The sequence below is a fragment of the Brumimicrobium sp. genome, from assembly GCA_023957385.1.
GTDB lineage: Bacteria > Bacteroidota > Bacteroidia > Flavobacteriales_D > Crocinitomicaceae > Brumimicrobium.
This window is the reverse complement of the sequence record JAMLGZ010000001.1, coordinates 1,090,599-1,111,437: the sequence shown is the minus strand read 5'-3', so window position 1 is coordinate 1,111,437 and position 20,839 is coordinate 1,090,599. Positions and strand designations below refer to the sequence as shown.

The following is a 20,839-nucleotide window of genomic DNA, read 5'->3' as shown; positions in this document are numbered from 1 at the left end:
CATGGAAGACTACAATAATCACTTGGCCAACGAAGACCAAGAAAATATAAATATCAAAGAAATACTGGAAGAATACCTCTTTCATTGGAGGTGGTTTATATTTTCCTTAGTTATTACGCTTGCAGCTGCTTATTTATACATTCGCTATACAACTCCTGTATATCAAACAGAAGGAAAAATCTTATTGCAAGACGATAAGAAATCAGGGGCAGGGATGCCTGATTTGGATATTTTTAGTGATTTAGGGCTTTTTAAAAGCGGTTCTAACGTACAGAATGAAATAGAAATTCTTAAATCCAGACGATTACTGGGAAAAGTAGTGCAAGAACTCAATCTGAATACTGCCTATTTCGATAACAATTCCTTTACACAAATTCGTCAATCGGAGTTATACCTCAATTCTCCGTTGGAGTTAACTCTCTTTCACAAAGATTCGATTCGACACAACATTGCCTTTACAGTAGTTGTAAAAGATGAAAACACTCTGGCACTAAACTATACCATAGGTAAAAAAGAATCTAAAACCAGCTCGGTAAAAATTGGAGAAAAACTTTCCTTCCCTTTCGGAGACATCCTAATTAGTAAAACTGATTTCTTTACTGAAAAATGCAAAGGCAAAGAATACAACATCTTCTATTTTACGGATAATAGCATTGTTAAGAGTTTACAGGGGAAATTAGATGTCTCTACAGCTAATAAAGAATCATCGGTTTTAGCACTCACCTATAAAGATATTACTCCTAAAAAAAATGAAGACATACTCAACGAGTTAATTCGTCAACACGATTTAGATAAAAAAGTTGATAAAAATGAAATTGCTGTCAAAACTAGCGAATTTATCAACGAGCGTATAGGTATTATCTCTAAGGAATTATCGGATGTAGATTTCTTGAATTTGAGTTTTAAGAAGGATAATAAACTGATAGACATTCAAACAGATGTTCAAAGCTCGATTGGAAAAGAGAGTACGTATGAATCCCGAGTGATCGAGGTAAGTATTCAACTTGAATTAGCACATTTTGTCAATGACTACCTCCAACAAAATCCAAACAAGTACGAGGTACTCCCTGCTAATTTAGGCTTTGAAGACAACTCCATTGCTGCTTTGATTGGGAAATACAATGAGTTAGTACTTAATCGTAGTAAGTTAATTTACAACTCTACGGAGAAGAACCCCATGGTATTAGAATTGGAAGAACAGATAGAGCAACTACGAGCCAACATCACTACAAGTTTGAGCAACATGCTGACTTCCTACCAAATGGAGCTAAAATCTTTACAAGCTAAGTTGGACCTATACAAGGGTAAACTTTCCCAAATCCCAGACTACGAAAAGGAATATGTAGACATTCAGCGTCAGCAACAAATTAAAGAAACTTTATACCTGTATTTACTTCAAAAGCGAGAAGAAAATGAGATTGCATCTGCCGCTACCATTTCCAATATTAAAGTAGTAGATTATGCCTTTACCAATCCTATTCCTGTATCTCCTAAGCGACAAATTATCTATTTAGCTGCATTTATCTTAGGAATCTTACTTCCTGTAGGTGGAATATATTTGAAGAATTTACTAGATACCTTAATTAAGAGTTCAAAAGATATAGAGGATACCAAGATCCCATGTGTAGGTTCCATACCAAGAGACAGAAATAAAGAGATTGATGTAAGGAATTTAGCCAAGCGTACTTCAGTTTCGGAGGCCTTCCGTATTTTACGTACTAACCTTTCCTTTATGCTTCCTAAAAGCGAGAAAGGGCATGTCATCATGATTACCTCTTCTATTTCGGGAGAAGGAAAAACCCACGTTTCTTCCCATTTAGGCTATACCATTGCACTTTCTGGAAAGAAGGTGGTTGTACTGGGCTTAGACTTGCGAAACCCTAAACTAGGTCGTATTTTTAATTTCACTGAAAATAAAGGAGCTTCTAATTATTTGATAGGAGAAGATACGGATTGGCATACACTCTTACACAAAGATTGTGGAATAGATGGATTGGATGTTTTATCTACCGGTCCAATTCCTCCTAACCCTTCAGAGTTGTTGATGCGTCCGGAGTCAACCCAACTCATTACAGAACTAAGAAATGAATATGATTTTGTTTTGATCGATACAGCGCCTGTAAGTTTAGTTACTGACACCATCTTAATTAATCATTTAGCTGATGCTACTATTTATACTGTCCGTGCCAACAAAACTGATAAGCGTATGTTAAAAATTCCAATGGATTTAATACGTCAAGGTAAATTAAAAAATGTAGGTATTGTGGTGAACGATATAGACATGAAGAAGTTTGGGTATGGATATGGATACGGGTATGGATATGGTTACGGATATGGATATGGGTATGGGTATGTGTACGGAGACGAAACTAAGAAGGGGTATGTGAGGAGGTTTATTGATAAGTATATTAAGAGATAACCGTAGCTTTAACCGCAAAGGCCGCGAAGGTTTTTTTTGAAACACATAGGCACATAGGGAACATAGTCCTTTTTCTATCTGTTCTATGTTTCTATGTGTTTGATATTAATTATTCGCTGTTCGTTAAACACATAGGTACATAGGGAACATAGTCCTTTTTCTATGTGTTCTAGTTTCTATGTGTTTGATATTAATTATTCGCTGTTCGTTAAACACATAGGTACATAGGGAACATAGATGATGTAGAGGCACGAAGCTTTGTGTTCTTTGCATAAAAACTTTGCGCTCTCTTTGTGGTTAAAACATTTTTTTATTACATTTGCCCTAATCAAAATAACTTAAAATGAATAAATTACTACTTCTATTTATTAGCATCTTTTTCCTAATTGGACCTACAGCTAGTACAGCACAGACATTAAGCATTGATAAAATTACGCGATTCGGACTTAGTCAAACGGCTATTCATTCTAGAATTCGAAACATACATAATGCATCCATTGGTCGTTACGGAACAGCCATTGGAGTCTTTGCGCAAATCAAGATAGAGCCTCGTAAAAAAGTATATCCTATAGCATTAAAACCTGCTCAAATATTTTTTGTAGCTCAATTAGAGTACAGCATGCAAGGAGAAAGAACCAAATTAAAGGATGGAACTATCAATAAATATTTTAATGATTACATCAATTTGCCTTTATACATAAAATACTATTTCAGTTTTAAATCAACTTCTCCTGTAAAACGTTTTATGATTATGGGAGGTCCAAAGATTGGAGGGTGTGTTGTGCAATATGGACAAGCTGATTTAAGCAAAGAAAGAGAGAGTGTTCAGTTGGCTCATACAAACTTTAAAGCCTTAGATTTGGGTTATTCTTTTGCAATGGGACTTTATTTCTTCCGTCACATAGAAGGATTCATGCGTTTCGATCAAAGCTTTACAGAGGTTTACGGAAATTATAACCGCAAGACTTTTAACTATGCGTTAAGCGGAGGAATCAATATTTTCTTTGATTAAGGAATTAGCACAATTGATTGTCAGGCCTTGCTTTAATGCAGATTCGCATTTACCAACTGAATAAATTCTTTACGCGTGCTATCATTGGTAATAAATAAACCTTTAAATGCGGAAGTGGTAGTTGTTGAATTTTGTTTTTCAACTCCACGCATTTGCATGCACATGTGATGGCATTCCAAAACCACTGCTACTCCTTTAGGTTTAAGTGTCCGTTGAATACAATCACGTATTTCCAAGGTTAATCTTTCCTGTACCTGCAAGCGATGTGAATATGCATCCACAATACGTGGAATTTTGCTCAATCCAACAATCTTTCCATCAGGAATATAAGCGACATGTGCTTTGCCAAAAAAAGGTAGCATGTGATGTTCGCATTGAGAATATACTTCAATATCTTTCACAATCACCATTTCTGAATAATCTTCGTGGAAGATGGCACTTTTCATAATGGCATCTGGATCTTGTTTATATCCCTTAGTGAGATATTGAATCGCTTTTGCAATTCGCTCTGGAGTTTTTAGCAAACCTTCACGTTTGGTATCTTCCCCAATTTTTGATAGAATATTTTCATAGGAAACCATCAAATCTTTGGTAACCTCATCGTCGTATTTAAATTGATCTTGCATGCGAGTTTTATTTAAAACAAAATAGGGAAAGTCTGGACTCTCCCCATTTTCTAACTATTATGTTAAGCTTATTATACTTTTGGATGTGCTTTTTTATTGTGACAAGTCACACAACTTACTTTATCCACTTTTACATCGCTACTTTGGTATTTATAGAAATAGTTTTCATTGATTCCTTTTGTCATGTGCATCATACCACGAGCAATTAATTTCTTATGGTTATCATCACTTGCGAAATCAAGTCCTTTTCCATCTGCTTTTGGTGCGTGGCAATGGCTACATTTTACACCCAATGCTTGATTGAAGCCCCACATGATCTTTTTCACATCTTTCATAGATGTTTCTTTAGGTAACACCTGTAAATTAGTAGGTTCTCCTTCTTGTACAGCAGTTACATTATTTGAAGATTTGGTGTTAAATGCCACGCTCATACTCAATCCGCCAAACAAAAGAGCGCCTAGGATATAAAATACTTTTCTTTTCATCAGTTATATGTTAAACGATTAAACTACTTTTTAATACTAACAAAGATAATACAAATAGGTTCATTATCTCTCCACCTCATCATTTTCGGAATAAGAATCTGGCTCTGATTTAGGAGGAGTTCTCAACACGCGAATAAAGAAATAAATAGTAACAGTGGTCACTATCACTTCTGTCGTAATCATCATTATTAAAGCACTTGTATTCATTTCAATTCTATTTAATTAGGATGTAAACCTGCCTTCTCTAATACGCTTACGGTAGGCAACATGTACAAAATATGCAATACCCAACCAGACAAGAAGAAGTCCTGCACGAGAGATATTCACAAATAACATTTTTGTTTCCAAGGCATCAATTTCCCCTTGTGAAGTTGCTGCAGCAATTGCAGCATATATTTCTTTATTGGTGATTTTACCCCAAATTTCAGGGATACTTGCAAAGAACACAAACCCAAGAATGATAGGTGTAATATACTTAATCACATATTTAAATAAAGTTGGAACTTTAATATCTGCTCCTGTGTTGATTTCATTCCATCCCTTATCCATTCCAAATACCCATGCAAATAGAATCAATTCTAGGAGAGCGAATACGACTAATGAAACAGTTCCTGCCCAATAATCATATTCATCAAACACACCGTAATCAAAGAATATAACGGTTGGAAGGCCGAGTAACAATACAATTGCACCCAAAGCATAAGCTGCATTTTTTCGCTTCCAATTAAATTCATCTTGTAAGAATCCCATCACAGGTGTTCCCATAGCCAAAGAAGAAGTAATACCTGCAAAAAACAAGAGTCCGAACCAAGCTAAACCAGCCAAAGCTGCCAGCACTCTTCCCCACTGTTCAAATAGATAAGGTAAGGTTTTAAATCCTAAACTTAAACCACCGTTTTTTGTCATTTCAACCACCTGATCCACTCCTAAGTAGCCTATTGAAATAGGAATTAGGATAGAAGAACCCAAAACAATTTCGACAAAGGAATTCATCCAACCTGCACTCATGGAATTAAGTGCAATGTCATCCTTTCTTTTTATATAGGAAGCATAACACTGGATAGACCCCATTCCTAATGACAAAGTAAAGAATACTTGTCCCGCAGCTGCTAACCATACCTTGGTGGACCAAATCGAATCTAATTGTGGCGTCCATAAGAAATTAAGTCCTTCCGTTCCTGAAAAAAGCGCCCCACTTTCTCCTGCTTTAATAGTTATAGCTTTAATAGCTAAGAAAGCGCCAAAAATCAAAAGTAGAGGCATACCAATTTTAGCAGCTTTTTCTACTCCTCCACTTAAACCTCTAGATAAAATCCATGTATTGATAAACAAACAGATTAACCAAAAAATAATCGGTTCAACGCTTGATAGTCCAACATATTCACCGAAAAAGCCAGCAACTTCAGCTTGTGTTTTTCCAGCAAAACTCCCACCAATTGAATGCCATACCCATGAAAGTGTCCAAGATTCTAAATAACAATAATAAGAGGCTACTGCGATATTGGTGAATATACCGAAAACACCGACATATTTCCAAAAGCGGCGTTTGTCCATAGAATCCAGGATAAACGGAGTGCTATGGTGTCCAAATTTCCCACCAAAACGTCCGGTTGACCATTCTACAAATAACAGGGGAATTCCCATTAAAAGAAAACATACAAGATAGGGAATAATGAAAGCTCCTCCTCCATTTTGTACTGCTTGCGCAGGGAATCGTAGGAAATTTCCTAATCCAACTGCATTTCCAGCCATAGCCAAGATTAAACCGACTCTCGATCCCCACGATTCTTCGTTAGTTGACATAGTATATTTGTTTTTTAGTTAGCAAACGTCTCAAATATAAGAGAAACTTTTGTTTTTTAAGTCGAAAAAAATAAGAAATTAGAAAAAATCAATGTGAGTTTTTGAAGTAATTCTTTTAATATTTCTTTAGATTTGCAGTTTTAACGCTTAAATTTTAAAAAAACAATGAAAAAACTTTTGATAGAATTCCGTGATTTCATTATGACCGGAAACGTAATTGACCTTTCAGTTGCCGTAATCCTTGCCACAGCAGTAGGAGCTGTAATTTCTAATTTCACCAATGGTATTATGATGCCTATTGTAGGACATTTCACAGGAGGTGTCGATTTTTCAGATCTCAAAATTATTCTGGATGATGCTGTAATAGGTGCTGGAGGTGAAGTAGTGAAACCAGAAAATGCCATCATGTATGGAAAATGGATCAATGTATTAATTGATTTAACCATCGTTGGTTTTATCCTTTTCTTAATTGTGAAGTTAAATTCACGCGTTAAGGAAATCGCCAAGAAAAAACAAGAAGATGCACCGGCTGAACCAGAAGCACCGGCTGCGCCAAGTCAAGAGGATTTACTTGCCGAGATTCGAGATGAATTAAAAAAGATGAACGAGAAATAAATAAAAATCAAAAAAATGGGACGCTTGTCCCATTTTTTTTTGTAAATACTTTTTTTACCAAATTAGAATATCATCCAAAATTCTTCCACCGTAATCTTCCTTAGTAAAACGAGAGATGATAAAATCATAGAGGCTTTTTTTGGTATAAGTGTTTTTATCTTTTCCTTTTGGCATTTTATTCCTAAAATCCTTCAATTTTAGAGGGGTAACTTTTTCAGCAAAATACACTACTCCCCCATCTTCAATAGCTAAACCTAAGATAGCCCCAGGTAGTCCGGAATAAGTCTCAGGTCCTACAGAAGGTCGTATCTGCTCAGAATACCAAGCATAAATTTTAGTAGAATCATTCGCTATCCACATAGCTTGTTTTGTTTTGTATCCAGCAATGTCACGTGTTCCACCTGTAATAATCCAATCACGCTTGGTAATCGTATCATTCAAATAAATTTCTGAGCCCATAAAGTTAAACTGCCTTTCTACAGTGCCCTTACGCAAATCTGTAAGGGTAGTTGTTTTAGTAGTAGTCCATTCTCTGTCCTCTTCCCCTGCTATCACAGGCATTGGCATAAACAATGAAGCATTTTCATCAAAGTACAGTGTATATTTATCAACTTTAGGTTCTTGCAACCATTTTTTAGATTGCCCAGCCATACGTTTGTTTCCTTTGTATCGCTTTTCAAGGTTGGTTCTCCGGGTATAGCTTATCTCTCCAGAAGTAATCACTTGTCCGTAGGCCCATGATGTTAGAAATAACACCAACACAACCAAAATTTTCTTAGAACCACATATTCTTTCCCTCATCTTCTTTGGTTTTAGAATTATTAAATCTCCATGTTGCCCCAATCATAAAGTAACGAGCAATTACTCTACTTCTCATATCAGTTATCACATTAGTTCCTACATTTCTTGAAATGCCTACATTCTTATTAAAGATATCGTTCACTTCAAAGTGAATAACTAAGTTTCCTGTTTTTAAAAAGCGGCGACTCAACTTAGCATTCCAAATGAAAGGTTTTAAATTGTATCCTTCAGCTCGGCGTGAATTAATTTCGTAAGTTGCATCACTTTCAATAATAAATCGGAATGGTAAATCAAAATAAATGGAAGCCTTATATCGTTGCACCAAATACGGTTCGTTTAAGCCCATAGATAAATTACTCATCGGATAATTATAACTGTAACTGGCACTCAAACTCACCTCCATGGTATCACTTCTTACTTCTAAAGTCAAGCTACCATCCAAGTTATAATTTTGAATAATGTTTAATTGTTTGTTAATTTCAGTTTTAAAATTGGAGTATCCTCCAGATGCTTGTGGACGAATACGTAATATTTTCTTAAACACAGGGAATCCAGTACCCGCATAGAATCCTCCAAGCATATTCCCATCTACGTTAATTGCAGTAGAAACTGAGTGACCTGTTGGAAGGTAAAAGATAGCATTTGAAAATGCATTATTCATATACGTATAATAACCTCCTGCATAGATAAAACTTTGGTTAATAGCATTCCACTTATTATAGAATAATTGCAGACTATGATTGTAATTAGGTTTCAAATCAGGATTACCTATTACCAAACTGTTCGGATCGGTATTGTCTCGGATTGGTTGTAACTGATCTAAACTTGGTTGGTCAGAACTTGTGGTATATGTTAACCGCAAACGTTGTGCATTGGAAAACTTATATTGATATTCTAAATAAGGTAACACATCAGTTACATTCTGATTAATATTCACCTCCAGGGTATTATTCAAATTATTAATCAATACATTTCGAATACGGGCACCTACTTCTAACGTTTGTTTGGTGTTCGCAAAATAGATTCCAGCAGATCCTCTATTTTCAATACGGTCATTGGTAAAGTCTGCGCTATACATAGGTGAGAAACCATCATAACCAGTTGGTGTTCTATCAAAAGTTTCCGTAATTTGATTACCATAGAAATAATCCAAACGATACTGAAATTTCAAACGGAACTGACGTGAAATAGGTTCTGTATAGTCTAATAACAAACGATGTCCAGTCGTTTTATTTCTCATTTGGCGTTGTTGATCAAAAGTAGAATCTGGCGTAACAAACTGAATAAAATACAAATTAGAATTTAATTCTGTTTCTCTTTCCATCTGTGTATATCCAAATTGGTAAGTTGCATTGAATTCACGGTATTTCTTTTCAAATTTTCGATTAAAGTTTAGCTCAATATTAGCATCCATTCCATCTGCCTTATTTTTGTTATGAATATCGTTGGCACTAAAACGGTTATCTTTAGAATCTATAAAATTTGTAAAGCTATTCTTTTCTTGCTTTTCATCTCTATACACGAAATTAGACTTAAGTGTAAGCGTTGTTTTATCATTGATATCATAGTCTAATTGAAGATTTACTGTATGTGATTGCTGCATTTGAGAATTGTAGGTAGAATCAACTTTATTATAGGTAGAATCTTTTGTGATTCCCTCAAAACCTTTAAAGAAATATTGACCATCTCGTATATCTTCAGTGATTATTCTACTATCGTTATACGTATAATTGACACCTAATTTCACCTTTTTACCGAGTTTATTCGAAAAATAAAAACCTGCTTTGTAGTTTTCAGGCAAACCATTTACACGTGTTGGAGTTAACGTGGACATCCATCCTCCTTTCATTTCATTGGTTAAACCAAAGCGAGAAGCGTCTCGATAACTAAAACCGGTATTGGGTGTATTTGAACCCAATCCAAATACGGAAACTTTCAAATCTTTATTGAAATAATTTGCCAATAATTCACCCTGATAAAAGATGCGGCCATTCGGTTTCTTATCAAAATATTCGGTATTGAATCCACCTGCTCCAGCCACTTTTCCAAAGTAACCTTTTTTTGCGTCGTCTTTCAGTTTGACATCCAAGACCTGAATTTTCTCTTCTGTATTTCCACCGGATCTATCATCTTCAGTTTCGTATATTTCAACTTTATCTACGCCATCGGCGCGCAAATTCCGGGTAGCAATTGTTGGGTCAGAACCAAAGAACTCATCCCCATCTACTAACACTTTAGTCACTTGCCGTCCTTGTGAACTGACATTTCCATTTTCATCTACTGAAATTCCGGGTAGATTTTTTAATAAATCTTCCACCACTGCATTTTCTTTTACAGCAAAAGAATCTGCGACATAGACTAAGGTGTCTCCTCTAAAGTAAATAGGTTCTTTATTGGCATAAACAATCACCTCTTCAAGTTCTGTTGCTTGCTCTGGTAAAATAATATTAGGGATATTTATTTCATAATTATCTGCTGAGCCAATAATGTAAAAGCGTTTTTCATCAAATGAATAATGAGAAATTACTAATTCCATCGTATCAATTGGAACACCTCTTAATTCAAAGGATCCATCTGCATTAGAACGTGTAAATCCTAACAATAACCCATCTTTTAACCGAACAGCCATAATAACTGCATCCGAAAGTGGAGTTTGATTGGTGGTGTCATTTACTGTTCCTGTAAATTTCATTTCTTGTCCAAAACTCAAGAAAGACAAAATTGCCAAAAGGAAAACAAGAAGTATATTTTTCATTCAATTTTCGTTCTAAAGACTTGCAAAAATAAGAGTTTCTAGTAAATGAAATGCCATATTTTGTTAAAAAACCTTTTTGCAAATCAGATTTAACAATTAGAGTGAAAAGTTTACCATTTGGTTACAAAGAAAGAATGAAGTGGTCTCAAAGTCAACCGACAATATCCCTGTTCAAACTAAATCATCGCAGTTAAATATTTTTCTTTACATTTGGAATTCAATCATAGATTTTGAAAAAAGGAAGGGTTTTAAAGTCAACTGGGGTTTGGTATCTTCTCGAAATGGAAGACGGGCAAATCGTGGATGCACGCATACGTGGAAAGATTCGTTTGGAAGGCAGTAAATCTACAAATCCAGTGGCTGTAGGAGATGAAGTATTGATTGAAAATATAGAAGACGGAACGTATCGAATTACTGAGATTTTACCACGAAAGAATCATATAGTTCGTCGCTCCATTAATCTATCTAAGCAAACTCATGTCTTAGCCGCCAACATTGACAGAGCCTATTTATTAGTGACATTAGTTGCACCAACAACGTTTACCGCTTTTATTGATCGTTTCTTAGTCGCTGCTGAGGCCTATCGTATCCCAACAACTTTATTATTCAATAAAATTGATTTATATACGGAGGAAGACATAGAGGTAGTTCATGATATGATGTCAATTTATGAGAAAATTGGATATCCCTGCCACGAGATATCAGCACTCAACCAAACTAATATCGATTTTCTTCGAAAAGAAATAGATGGCAAACAAGTGATGATTGCAGGACATAGCGGTACAGGGAAAAGCACCCTTGTTAATGCCTTAGACCCAACGCTTAAATTAAAAACTTCAGAGATTTCAAAAACGCATTTACAAGGTCAACACACAACAACTTTTGCTGAAATGCACCAATTAGCAAGCGGTGGATATATCATCGACACACCGGGTATTAAAGCATTTGGAATTATTGACTTAGAGAAAGAAGTTATAGGTCATTATTTTCCAGAAATGAGAAAACTTCTCAACAAATGTAAATTTCATAATTGTCAGCACATAAATGAACCCAATTGCGTAGTAAAAGAAGCCGTCGAAAATGGTGAAATTTCCGAATCACGCTACCAGACCTATGTAGATTTAATTATGGAGGATCGTAATGAAACGTATAGATAATGAGGGTAGTTATACAAAGAGTTTCTGAAGCAAGCGTATCTATTGACCAACAAATTGTAGGAGCCATCCAGCATGGATTAATGATTTTATTAGGTATAGAAACAGAAGATACAGAGGAAGATATCGATTGGTTATGCAACAAAATTAGTGGTTTACGCATTTTTTCTGATGAAGAAGGTAAAATGAATCTCGACATCCAAGATATTCAAGGAGATTTTTTAGTTGTTTCCCAATTTACTTTGCATGCAAAAACCAAAAAAGGAAATCGACCAAGCTTCATACATGCTGCCAAACCAGACGTGGCTATACCACTTTATGAACAATTCAAAAAGAAATTAGCTGTAATCAGTGGGCGAAATGTAGCCAGTGGTGAATTTGGAGGTGACATGAAAGTTTCTCTCATCAACGATGGCCCGGTTACAATTATTATAGACACCAAAATGAAAGAATAATGACTATAGAAAACTTACAAGAAACTATCGATCAATGGATCCAGAAACATGGTGTTCGCTATTTTAACGAACTCACTAATACCGCAGTTCTGATGGAAGAAGTTGGTGAAGTTGCACGTATAATGGCTCGAAGATATGGTGAGCAAAGTGAAAAAGAATCTGATAAAAATAAAGACCTTGGTGATGAGTTGGCCGATGTCCTTTTCGTTTTAACTTGTATAGCAAATCAAACAGGAATCAATTTAACCGAAGCCATTCAAAGAAATTTAGATAAGAAGACTAACCGTGATCACGAGCGGCATCATAATAACCATAAATTAAAGTAAACCCGTTATATATTTATAAAAAACAAATAAAATCACTAATTTCTACTGAATATGGATTGCATTTAATTTGTTAAGATGTTAGAAATAGTAATAATTTACAAATAGACCCCGAGCAACCAAGGTTCTCGGGGTGACAATTTACAGGGGCTATTATCGGTCGGCTTTGCCGACCGCCTTATCCCTCCCAATGTATTGTCACCCCGACGGACGAAGGAGTGTCGGGGTCTAAGATTATAATCTGTGTTTTATTCTAAAAATACAAGAAATTAAAGTAATAAACAACCTATCCACACACTATTCATAGGTTTTTAACCGATTATAAACAAGTTTTCAATACCTTTGTTGCATGGAAGGTACACGTATTAATAAATATCTTAGTGAAATTGGGTATTGTTCTCGCAGACAAGCTGATAAATTGATTGAGGAACAACGTGTGACCATCAACGGACAGATTCCAGCGCTAGGAACCAAGGTAAAAGAAAACGATTCTGTAGAAGTAGATGGAAAAGTAGTATCTCTTACACGAAAAGAACAGATTTATATTGCCTTCAATAAACCAGTAGGAATAGTATGTACCGCTGACACTAAAAGAGAAAAGAATAATATCATTGAATTTATCAATCATCCTGAACGACTTATCTATGCGGGAAGATTGGATAAAATGAGTGAAGGACTGATACTTTTGACAACGGATGGAGAATGGGTGAATCAATTGATGCGTGCACGTAATTTTCATGAAAAAGAATATATTGTTGAAGTTGATCAGCCAATCACCGAAAAGTTTCTACAAGGTATGCGCAATGGTGTTCCCATTTTAGATACAATCACGCGAAAATGCGAAGTTGAACAAATAGATACGTATTCCTTTAGAATTATTCTGACACAAGGTCTAAATCGTCAAATTCGTCGTATGTGCGAGTATTTCGATTATCAGGTGAAGAACTTGAAACGAATTCGGATAATGAATATCCAATTAGATATTCCTGTTGGGAAATGGCGCGATTTGACAGCATCAGAACTTATTAAAATAAAAGGAAATATTTCTTGAGAGGAGAGGTGTGTTTCTAGTGTATTGTGGTGTCTTCTCTCATTTTTTATGTAGTGTCCTCCCCCATTATTTTTTATGTAGTATCCTCCCCCCTCCCCCCTCCAAAGGGGGAGTGGGAAATGCTCCTCCCATCTGTTTTCCCGTATCTTTCTTTAGTGCTTATGGAGTTCAGCTATTACTGTTTTACTGTGTCCTCCCCCCTACCCCCTCCAAAGGGGGAGTGGGAAATGCTCCTCCCATTTGTTTTTCCGTATCTTTCTTTAGTATTTATGGAGTTCAGCTATTAGTGTTATCAGGGTCTTCCCCTTATTTTTTTATGTAGTGTCCTCCCCCCTGCCCCCTCCAAAGGGGGAGTGGGAAATGCTCCTCCCATCTGTTTTTCCGTATCTTTCTTTAGTGCTTATGGAGTTCAGCTATTAGTGTTATCAGGGTCTTCCCCTTATTTTTTTATGTAGTGTCCTCCCCCCTGCCCCCCTCCAAAGGGGGAGTTGGGATCACCTTAAATCAACCAAATGCCGTTTATCATTAATATAAGCCATATAAATATTAATTAAAATAGTAGCTTTATTTTATTTATACATTTGCTTTAGCTGAAAATAAGCTACATAAACCAACGTTTTTTTTTAGTCTCCCAATTGCGCCAGTAATTGGGAGTTTTTTTTGGTTTAAAGCGTAAGAACAGGCGCTTCCTTTACTTTTATAGCTTCGAAATATTTAGCCAATACCTGTGCATTGGTTTCCCGTGGTGTAAAAATTTCCATTACTCCAGGTCGCTCATTTTCGGCTACTTCTAAGAACACATCTAATTGTGTATCAATTTCATCTAGCGAAGAAGCTTTGAAGTAATTTACATCAAAAGTTTTGCAAAGATGCTCTGCAGAAAAATGATGATTCATTACAAAGTAAGCATCTAGCTGAAGTGTATCTTTTGGTCCAGGTATGATGTCAAAAATCCCTCCTCCACTGTTATTAATTAAAAAAATACGCACATTTGTAGGAAGGTGCAAATTCCACAAGGCATTGCTGTCATAAAAGAAGCTCATATCTCCTGTGATTAAAATATTCAACTTAGCAGAAGAAGCTAAAGCATTTCCTATGGCTGTGCTAACAGATCCATCAATTCCACTAGTACCCCGGTTACAGAAATAAGATATAGTCGATACAGAATCAAACAGTTGTGTATAACGAATAGTAGAGCTATTTGATATATGTAAATTGGAAAAATCCGGCACACTATCTAAGAGTAAATTATATACAGATAAATCACTATAGGGTGCTTGCATCAAGAAATTGTCATGTTTCTCTCTCACCAAATAGTCCAATTGTTTCCACTGTTCTCCAAAACGTGACTGATTACCTTCAAATTGATCTAATACACAATCAAAGAAGTAATTTCCAGATACGGGTAATGATTTGGTCAAAGATCTATAGGTATCCATTTCCAGGAATGCTTCTCCCACCTTCCAATTGTGTATTGGTTTATACTTTCTAAAATAGGATTTAACTTTCTTAGAAATTACCGCCCCTCCGATGGTTATCAGTAAATCAGGGCGATACAATTCTGGGTTATCTTCTAAAAAGCTCTCAATCGTTCGATCTATGCAATGAATAAAATTACGATCTTGTAGATTACTTGTATTTTCTACTACAATTGCCACACTCTTATCTTCAGCTGCCAACCTTTTTAATTGCTCATTTAATCGGTCATTCTTAGGCATTTGCCCACATAGAATCAGTTTCTTGGATGCATTTCCCCAAATCGCTTTAAGTTCAGCAAGCTCCTCTTTGGTAAATTGCTTCACATCTCTTGTATCAACTTGGGTTTGCAATTCAGATTGTGTAATTTCTACTTGATTATACAAAGGTTCTTCAAAAGGGAAATTGATATGAACAGGACCTCCATTTGCTTGTTTTGCTTGAGTCATTAGGTTCATAATTGCCCTTTCATTTTGCTGTATTTCTTGAGAGTCCTTTGGATGTTCTAGCAACTCGGCATAACCACAAATATGGTTGCTAAAAACATTTTCTTGGCGAATGGTTTGCCCGTCACCTTGATCTATCCATTCTTTGGGTCTATCCGCGGAAACTATCACCAGCGGAATGTTACGATAAAATGCCTCGCTTATCGCAGGATAATAATTCAGCAAAGCAGAACCTGAAGTACACATAATAGCAACAGGTGTTTTAGACTGCTCAGCCAATCCTAAACCATAAAAAGCGGCACTTCGTTCATCAGGAATAACAAAACATGTAAAACGTTCGTCATTATCAAAAGTAATCATCAAAGGAGCATTGCGCGAGCCAGGAGAAAACACAACATATTTCACCCCCTGACGATGTAAGATTTCCGCCAATTGAATTACTCCTTTTTTATCACTTCCTTTCTGCATATTGCTTTATTTCATGCTATACATTATTAACTTACCTCTTTCTTTTCTCCTAAGAATTGCTTTTCATAGAGGTTTTTATAGAAACCATTTTTCGCCAATAGTTCCTGATGATTCCCTTGTTCCATCACTTTTCCATGATCCATTACAATGATTTTATCGGCACGCTGAATGGTGGATAATCTATGGGCAATAACAATGGAGGTTCGACCGTGTGTCAATTTTTCAGTAGCTTTTTGAATTAACTCTTCGCTTTCATTATCTACACTTGAGGTGGCTTCATCCAGAATCAAAATATGAGGGTTAAATACATACGCACGAATAAAGGCCAGTAGTTGCCTTTGTCCCACAGACAGTACACCTCCTCGTTCTCCAATATGGTAATCATATCCACCTGGGAGTTTAGATATAAAATGATGAGCACCAACAATTTTGGCTGCTTCTATAATAGTTTCTCGACTAATAGATTCATCTCCTAGTGTAATATTATTATGCACAGTATCGGAAAATAAAAACACATCTTGTAATACAACAGAAATATTCTTACGCAAATAACTCAATTCCAATGCTCGGATTTCTGTATCCCCAATAAAGATATTTCCTTTTTGATATTCATAAAATCGGGAAACCATGTTTACAATTGAGGATTTTCCTGCTCCCGTAGCACCTACAAAGGCAATTGTTTTCCCTGTTTCTATAGTCAGATTGATATCCTTGAGTACCCAATCTTCATCTGTATAAGCAAACCAAAGATGGTCAAACCGAATATCCTGTTGAAAATCTAAGCTAGTTTTTGTGCCATCATTTTGTATCACCTCATGATAATCCAAAGCTTTAAATACACGCTCTGCACGTACTACACCACGCTGTAACACGTTAAACTTATCTGCTAATTGTCGAATCGGGCGATATAACATGTGCACCCACAAGGTATATTTCACAATAATTCCTGTAGAATCAACCGATACCACCGAACCATTAGCTAGTGACCAAGCGCTAAATACAATCAAAGACGTAATAGACAAAGAAGTCAAAAATTCTACCACAGGGAAAAAGATGGAGTTTGCCCAAATGGTATCTATATGTGCTTGTTTATGACGTGCATTGATTTCTGCAAAACGCTTTTTTTCAATTTCTTCTCGGCTAAATACTTGAAGAATAGACATTCCCACAATACGTTCTTGCACAAACGTGTTGAGCTTATTCACTTCCACACTTTCTTTTTGATAAGCATCTTTCATTGCTCGCGCAAAAATACGTGTAGCAATAATTAATAAAGGTATGGGAAGTAAAATATACAAGGAAAGAATGGGGTTTTCAATAAACATCCAAATCACAATAGTTACCAGCACCAAAATATCCTTAAACATATTAATCAGACCTTGCGTAAACACTTCCGATATGGCTTCTAAATCAGAAACTATACGGGTAACAACAGAACCAATTGGTGTTTTATCGAAATAACTCATCTTAAACGACATAATATGTTTAAAGAGTTTTATTCGGATATCTTTGATAACTGATTGTCCTAATAAATTGGCATAATACGTTGTAAAGAATTGAAAAATAGCTTCACCAAGCAACATACCTATGATGATAATAGTCCAAAACAACAAAGATTTTCCATCTTGAGATTTTACGACATATTTATCGACAATATCTCCCATTACACTTGGACGCAAAGGTTGCACTATAGCGAGTCCAATGGTAAAGATGAATGCCAGAAACAGATAAATTTTATACGGTTTTGTATAAACAAACAATCTTTTCAAGATATAAAAATCGAGTATCTTCTTCCTTTCTGACATACGTGATGCAAAAATAGCGTGGATATTGGTATTTTCCACTTTTTAAGAAATATTTTACATAATAAAGCTAATAAATAAAAATAAGTTTACTCATTTTCCTAAAAGTAGTCATACCTTTGCTGCCAGATTAGAAAGAATATGAACAAAGGACACGGAGAAATTAGCGATTTAATTTTTGGGGTACGAGCTGTCATCGAAGCAGTGAACGCCCAAAAAGAGATTAATAAAATCATGATTCAGCGCGGCATGGATAAAGCGCTTTTCAAAGAATTAAAAGAAGCTTTAGCTGGGCAAGATTATACACTTCAATTTGTTCCAGCAGAGAAAATCAATCGCCTCACGAAGAAAAACCACCAAGGTGTCATCGCATTTATTTCTCCTGTTGAGTATTACGACATCGAAAATATTCTATCAGAAGTTTTTGATAAAGGAGATGTTCCAAATATTTTGGTACTAGACCGCATTACAGATGTGCGTAATTTCGGCGCTATTGCTCGTACAGCTGAATGTAACGGAGTACACGCTATTTTAATCCCAGATAAAAACTCTGCATTAATCACAAGTGATGCAATCAAAACTTCAGCAGGAGCTTTGCATAAAATTCCTGTGTGTAAAACACGTGACTTAAATCAATCCGTGCGTTATCTGAAAGATTCTGGATTAAAGATTATTGCGTGTACTGAAAAAACAGATAAATTTCTATTTGATTGCACACTCACTGGTCCAACTGCCATCATCATGGGATCTGAAGAAGATGGGATTTCAGACGAATTATTGAAAATCTCACATCAACGTGCTAAAATTCCTATGCTTGGTACTATTGCTTCATATAACGTAGGTGTTTCTACCGGGATTGTTTTATATGAAAAGACTAGGCAGATGATTCTCGAATAAAGGAAAAACGGAAGATATTCTCACCTTTTCTTTATACGGTCAGTCTTTGGATCATATCCGTATGGACAGTGTTTGCATCCGTTTTTACAGCAATATCCTCTTCGCAAAAGATACTGTGCTGTGAAAATAATATATCCTTCAGGAGATTTATAGTAATCTCCTTCTTGTAATTTAAGATCTTTATTCATAATCATCAGTTTCTTTAGCACTCACTTTTGGTCGAATGGGGATAAAGAAAGTTAGTCTGTAAATCAACGGAACATATTTCCCAAAATTAGGCTTTTTAGGATCAACTACTTTAATGAAATACTCGCGACTCAACGGAGAAGGGTTGGAAGTGTATGGGTCACGAACTGCATCAGCAATATCATACAAAAGTCCAAAATTAAGTCGAATAGGTCCAAAATCATGTGAAAATCCACCACCTACAAAGGCTGTCAGTGACCATCTCTTGTCAGGTCTTACCCAAGTGAAGGGGTTTTTAAGCACTTCCACTTCTGCTCCTACATATAACCATTGTAAAAAGCGATAATGAAAGAAAGCTCCCCCGCCCCAAGTAAATGATTTCCCTTGAGTTCCATAGTACAAATCCTTAGACCATAAATATTGAAAACGGAAACTAGGACCAAAGGCAATATCTTCACTCAATACATACGCATATTTTACAGCGCCTCCAAATGCGCCTCCTCGATTAGAGATAGATGCTGCTTGAATATCCACTCCAATTTCATGGTGATTATCTTGAGCGTGCAGAAAGAGTGAAAAAAAGAAAAAAGAAAGTAAAAATATCCCGTTTTTCATGTGTGTGAATTTTATTAAAAGTAACCCATTGTGCATTTACAAAAATAAATATAATCAATAACTTCTACTGTATATGGAGTATATTTAATTTGTAAAGATGTAATAAATAAGAATAACTTACAAATAGGCTCCGAGCAACCTTGGTTACTCGGGGTGACAATTGTTGGGGGCTACTATCGGTCGGCAAAGCCGACCGCCTAGTCTGTATTTTATTCTAAATGCACAATGAGTTAAAAGTATCTAGTTATTTCATTTTTTGTCGACGACTTAGAAACTTGACTAGCACGTCATTTAATGGTTTATTTGTATCTATGATTTGAAAATCTATTTGATAAGAAATACATTTTTGTCTAATCTCTGTAAAATATTGTTGAATACCGCTTGTATATTGCTCCTTAATTTCCTCAGGGATCAATTTCATCTCCTCTCCAGTTTCCATATCAATCAGAGTATATGGCCTATTTTCTAATTGAAAATCAACTTCTCTTTGTTGGTCGACCACATGAAATAGAATAACTTCATGTTTATTGTACTTTAAGTGTTGTAAAGCCTCAAATAAACCCTGCTGATTATTGGGGTCTTCCAACATATCTGAAAAAATCACAATTAAACTACGTCGATGCGTGAGTTCTGCAATATCGTGAAGCACCTGCACCATTTCAGTTGGTTTCGCTTCCTTAGGTTCATATTTAGTAAGTCGTTTCTCTAATTCTGCCAAAACCATACGTTGATGTACATTGGAAGATTTGTTTTCTGTATGTACATCCAATTTATTGGTAAAAACAGATAAGCCAACTGCATCACGCTGTCTCTTCAAGATTTCCATTAAAGATGCAATGGCATATATACTGTATTTTAGTTTAGACCAATTCTTATCGTATTGGAAATACATGGAACTAGAGGCATCTAACACAAACTGGCAGCGTAAATTCGTTTCCTCCTCATATTTCTTGGTAAATAGTTTATCTGAACGTGCAAACAACTTCCAATCAACATGTTTGGTTGATTCACCAGCATTGTATAAACGGTGTTCAGCAAATTCAACTGAAAAACCATGAAAGGGACTTTTGTGCATTCCTGTGATAAATCCTTCTACCACCTGTTTAGCAAGGAGTTCGAGATTTCCAAACTGCTCCAAATATTCTCTTTCAATTTGCTCTGCCATGGATTAATATAATTTACTGAGATGTTGTAATTCCAAAATATCTAATTGAACTTGTAGTAGAGGCACAAAAAATACTTTCTTTTGCCTTCTACAACTGGTTTCTTTATCTTGAAAACAGAACTCCATACATACAAATATAAGAGTTTAGCCCGTTGTTTATTTAAAAAACTACTAAAATTAATTAGTAGAAAGTTGGGTAAGGGTTTTTCTCCTTAGTTGTTTTAAGGAATCCTCTCCTACATTGTTTTGAGGTGTCCTCTTCTATATTGTTTTGAGGTGTCCTCC

General features: G+C 35.7%; 19 protein-coding genes. 8 read left to right on the top strand and 11 right to left on the bottom strand.

Annotated elements, in window-relative coordinates:
- Nucleotide 1: 1 nt before the first annotated feature.
- Both M9897_04885 and M9897_04880 read left to right on the top strand, forming a co-directional pair.
- Nucleotides 2-2,419 (top strand): polysaccharide biosynthesis tyrosine autokinase, encoded by a 2,418-nt coding sequence (locus M9897_04885; GenBank protein MCO5268215.1) that lies wholly within the window; start codon nt 2-4, stop codon nt 2,417-2,419.
- A 343-nt stretch (nt 2,420-2,762) separates the two neighbouring features.
- On the top strand, nt 2,763-3,431 hold the full coding sequence (locus M9897_04880) for a PorT family protein (protein MCO5268214.1): 669 nt from the start codon (nt 2,763-2,765) through the stop codon (nt 3,429-3,431).
- A gap of 32 nt (nt 3,432-3,463) precedes the next feature.
- On the opposite strand, the gene folE is transcribed toward M9897_04880, so the two are convergent.
- The 4 genes from folE to M9897_04860 form a co-directional block, all read right to left on the bottom strand.
- Nucleotides 3,464-4,057, bottom strand: a complete 594-nt coding sequence (gene folE, locus M9897_04875) for a GTP cyclohydrolase I FolE (GenBank protein MCO5268213.1) — start codon at nt 4,055-4,057, stop codon at nt 3,464-3,466.
- Nucleotides 4,058-4,128: 71 nt separating this feature from the next.
- Complete coding sequence (locus M9897_04870; protein ID MCO5268212.1) at nt 4,129-4,542, bottom strand: c-type cytochrome; 414 nt, start codon at nt 4,540-4,542, stop codon at nt 4,129-4,131.
- A gap of 63 nt (nt 4,543-4,605) precedes the next feature.
- Nucleotides 4,606-4,749 carry a hypothetical protein gene (locus M9897_04865; GenBank protein ID MCO5268211.1) on the bottom strand — a complete coding sequence of 48 codons (144 nt, stop codon included), beginning with the start codon at nt 4,747-4,749 and terminating at the stop codon, nt 4,606-4,608.
- Between the two features lie 15 nt (nt 4,750-4,764).
- Nucleotides 4,765-6,345, bottom strand: coding sequence for a sodium-dependent transporter (locus M9897_04860; protein ID MCO5268210.1), 1,581 nt, complete (start codon nt 6,343-6,345; stop codon nt 4,765-4,767).
- Between the two features lie 165 nt (nt 6,346-6,510).
- On the opposite strand from M9897_04860, the gene mscL reads away from it, so the two are divergent.
- The gene (gene mscL / locus M9897_04855) at nt 6,511-6,960 is read left to right on the top strand and encodes a large conductance mechanosensitive channel protein MscL (GenBank protein ID MCO5268209.1); all 450 of its coding nucleotides are present in this window, start codon (nt 6,511-6,513) and stop codon (nt 6,958-6,960) included.
- 54 nt (nt 6,961-7,014) lie between these two features.
- On the opposite strand, the gene M9897_04850 is transcribed toward mscL, so the two are convergent.
- Nucleotides 7,015-7,761: a GLPGLI family protein gene (locus tag M9897_04850; protein ID MCO5268208.1), complete on the bottom strand. Its 747-nt coding sequence runs from the start codon at nt 7,759-7,761 to the stop codon at nt 7,015-7,017.
- Nucleotides 7,736-10,516 (bottom strand): TonB-dependent receptor, encoded by a 2,781-nt coding sequence (locus tag M9897_04845; protein MCO5268207.1) that lies wholly within the window; start codon nt 10,514-10,516, stop codon nt 7,736-7,738. The genes M9897_04850 and M9897_04845 overlap by 26 nt, the downstream gene beginning before the upstream one ends.
- 281 nt (nt 10,517-10,797) lie before the next feature.
- On the opposite strand from M9897_04845, the gene rsgA reads away from it, so the two are divergent.
- From rsgA to M9897_04825, 4 genes are all read left to right on the top strand, one after another.
- Nucleotides 10,798-11,673 (top strand): ribosome small subunit-dependent GTPase A, encoded by an 876-nt coding sequence (rsgA, locus tag M9897_04840; GenBank protein ID MCO5268206.1) that lies wholly within the window; start codon nt 10,798-10,800, stop codon nt 11,671-11,673.
- Complete coding sequence (dtd, locus tag M9897_04835; protein ID MCO5268205.1) at nt 11,673-12,125, top strand: D-aminoacyl-tRNA deacylase; 453 nt, start codon at nt 11,673-11,675, stop codon at nt 12,123-12,125. Before rsgA ends, dtd begins: the two co-directional genes overlap by 1 nt.
- Complete coding sequence (locus M9897_04830; protein MCO5268204.1) at nt 12,125-12,451, top strand: nucleotide pyrophosphohydrolase; 327 nt, start codon at nt 12,125-12,127, stop codon at nt 12,449-12,451. Before dtd ends, M9897_04830 begins: the two co-directional genes overlap by 1 nt.
- A gap of 346 nt (nt 12,452-12,797) precedes the next feature.
- A complete protein-coding gene (locus M9897_04825; protein MCO5268203.1) occupies nt 12,798-13,499 on the top strand; it encodes a pseudouridine synthase in 702 nt (233 codons plus the stop codon).
- A gap of 665 nt (nt 13,500-14,164) precedes the next feature.
- On the opposite strand, the gene menD is transcribed toward M9897_04825, so the two are convergent.
- The gene (menD, locus tag M9897_04820) at nt 14,165-15,889 is read right to left on the bottom strand and encodes a 2-succinyl-5-enolpyruvyl-6-hydroxy-3-cyclohexene-1-carboxylic-acid synthase (GenBank protein ID MCO5268202.1); all 1,725 of its coding nucleotides are present in this window, start codon (nt 15,887-15,889) and stop codon (nt 14,165-14,167) included.
- 26 nt (nt 15,890-15,915) lie between these two features.
- A complete protein-coding gene (locus M9897_04815; protein ID MCO5268201.1) occupies nt 15,916-17,733 on the bottom strand; it encodes an ABC transporter ATP-binding protein/permease in 1,818 nt (605 codons plus the stop codon).
- A 99-nt stretch (nt 17,734-17,832) separates the two neighbouring features.
- Between M9897_04815 and rlmB the strand changes: the two genes are divergently transcribed.
- Nucleotides 17,833-18,588, top strand: a complete 756-nt coding sequence (gene rlmB / locus M9897_04810; GenBank protein ID MCO5268200.1) for a 23S rRNA (guanosine(2251)-2'-O)-methyltransferase RlmB — start codon at nt 17,833-17,835, stop codon at nt 18,586-18,588.
- Nucleotides 18,589-18,608: 20 nt separating this feature from the next.
- Here the strand turns inward: rlmB and M9897_04805 are convergent, their stop codons facing one another.
- The 3 genes from M9897_04805 to M9897_04795 form a co-directional block, all read right to left on the bottom strand.
- A complete protein-coding gene (locus tag M9897_04805) occupies nt 18,609-18,776 on the bottom strand; it encodes a DUF5522 domain-containing protein (protein ID MCO5268199.1) in 168 nt (55 codons plus the stop codon).
- Nucleotides 18,769-19,389: a hypothetical protein gene (locus M9897_04800; GenBank protein MCO5268198.1), complete on the bottom strand. Its 621-nt coding sequence runs from the start codon at nt 19,387-19,389 to the stop codon at nt 18,769-18,771. The genes M9897_04805 and M9897_04800 overlap by 8 nt, the downstream gene beginning before the upstream one ends.
- 244 nt (nt 19,390-19,633) lie before the next feature.
- The gene (locus M9897_04795) at nt 19,634-20,554 is read right to left on the bottom strand and encodes a DUF58 domain-containing protein (protein ID MCO5268197.1); all 921 of its coding nucleotides are present in this window, start codon (nt 20,552-20,554) and stop codon (nt 19,634-19,636) included.
- Nucleotides 20,555-20,839 lie beyond the last annotated feature (285 nt).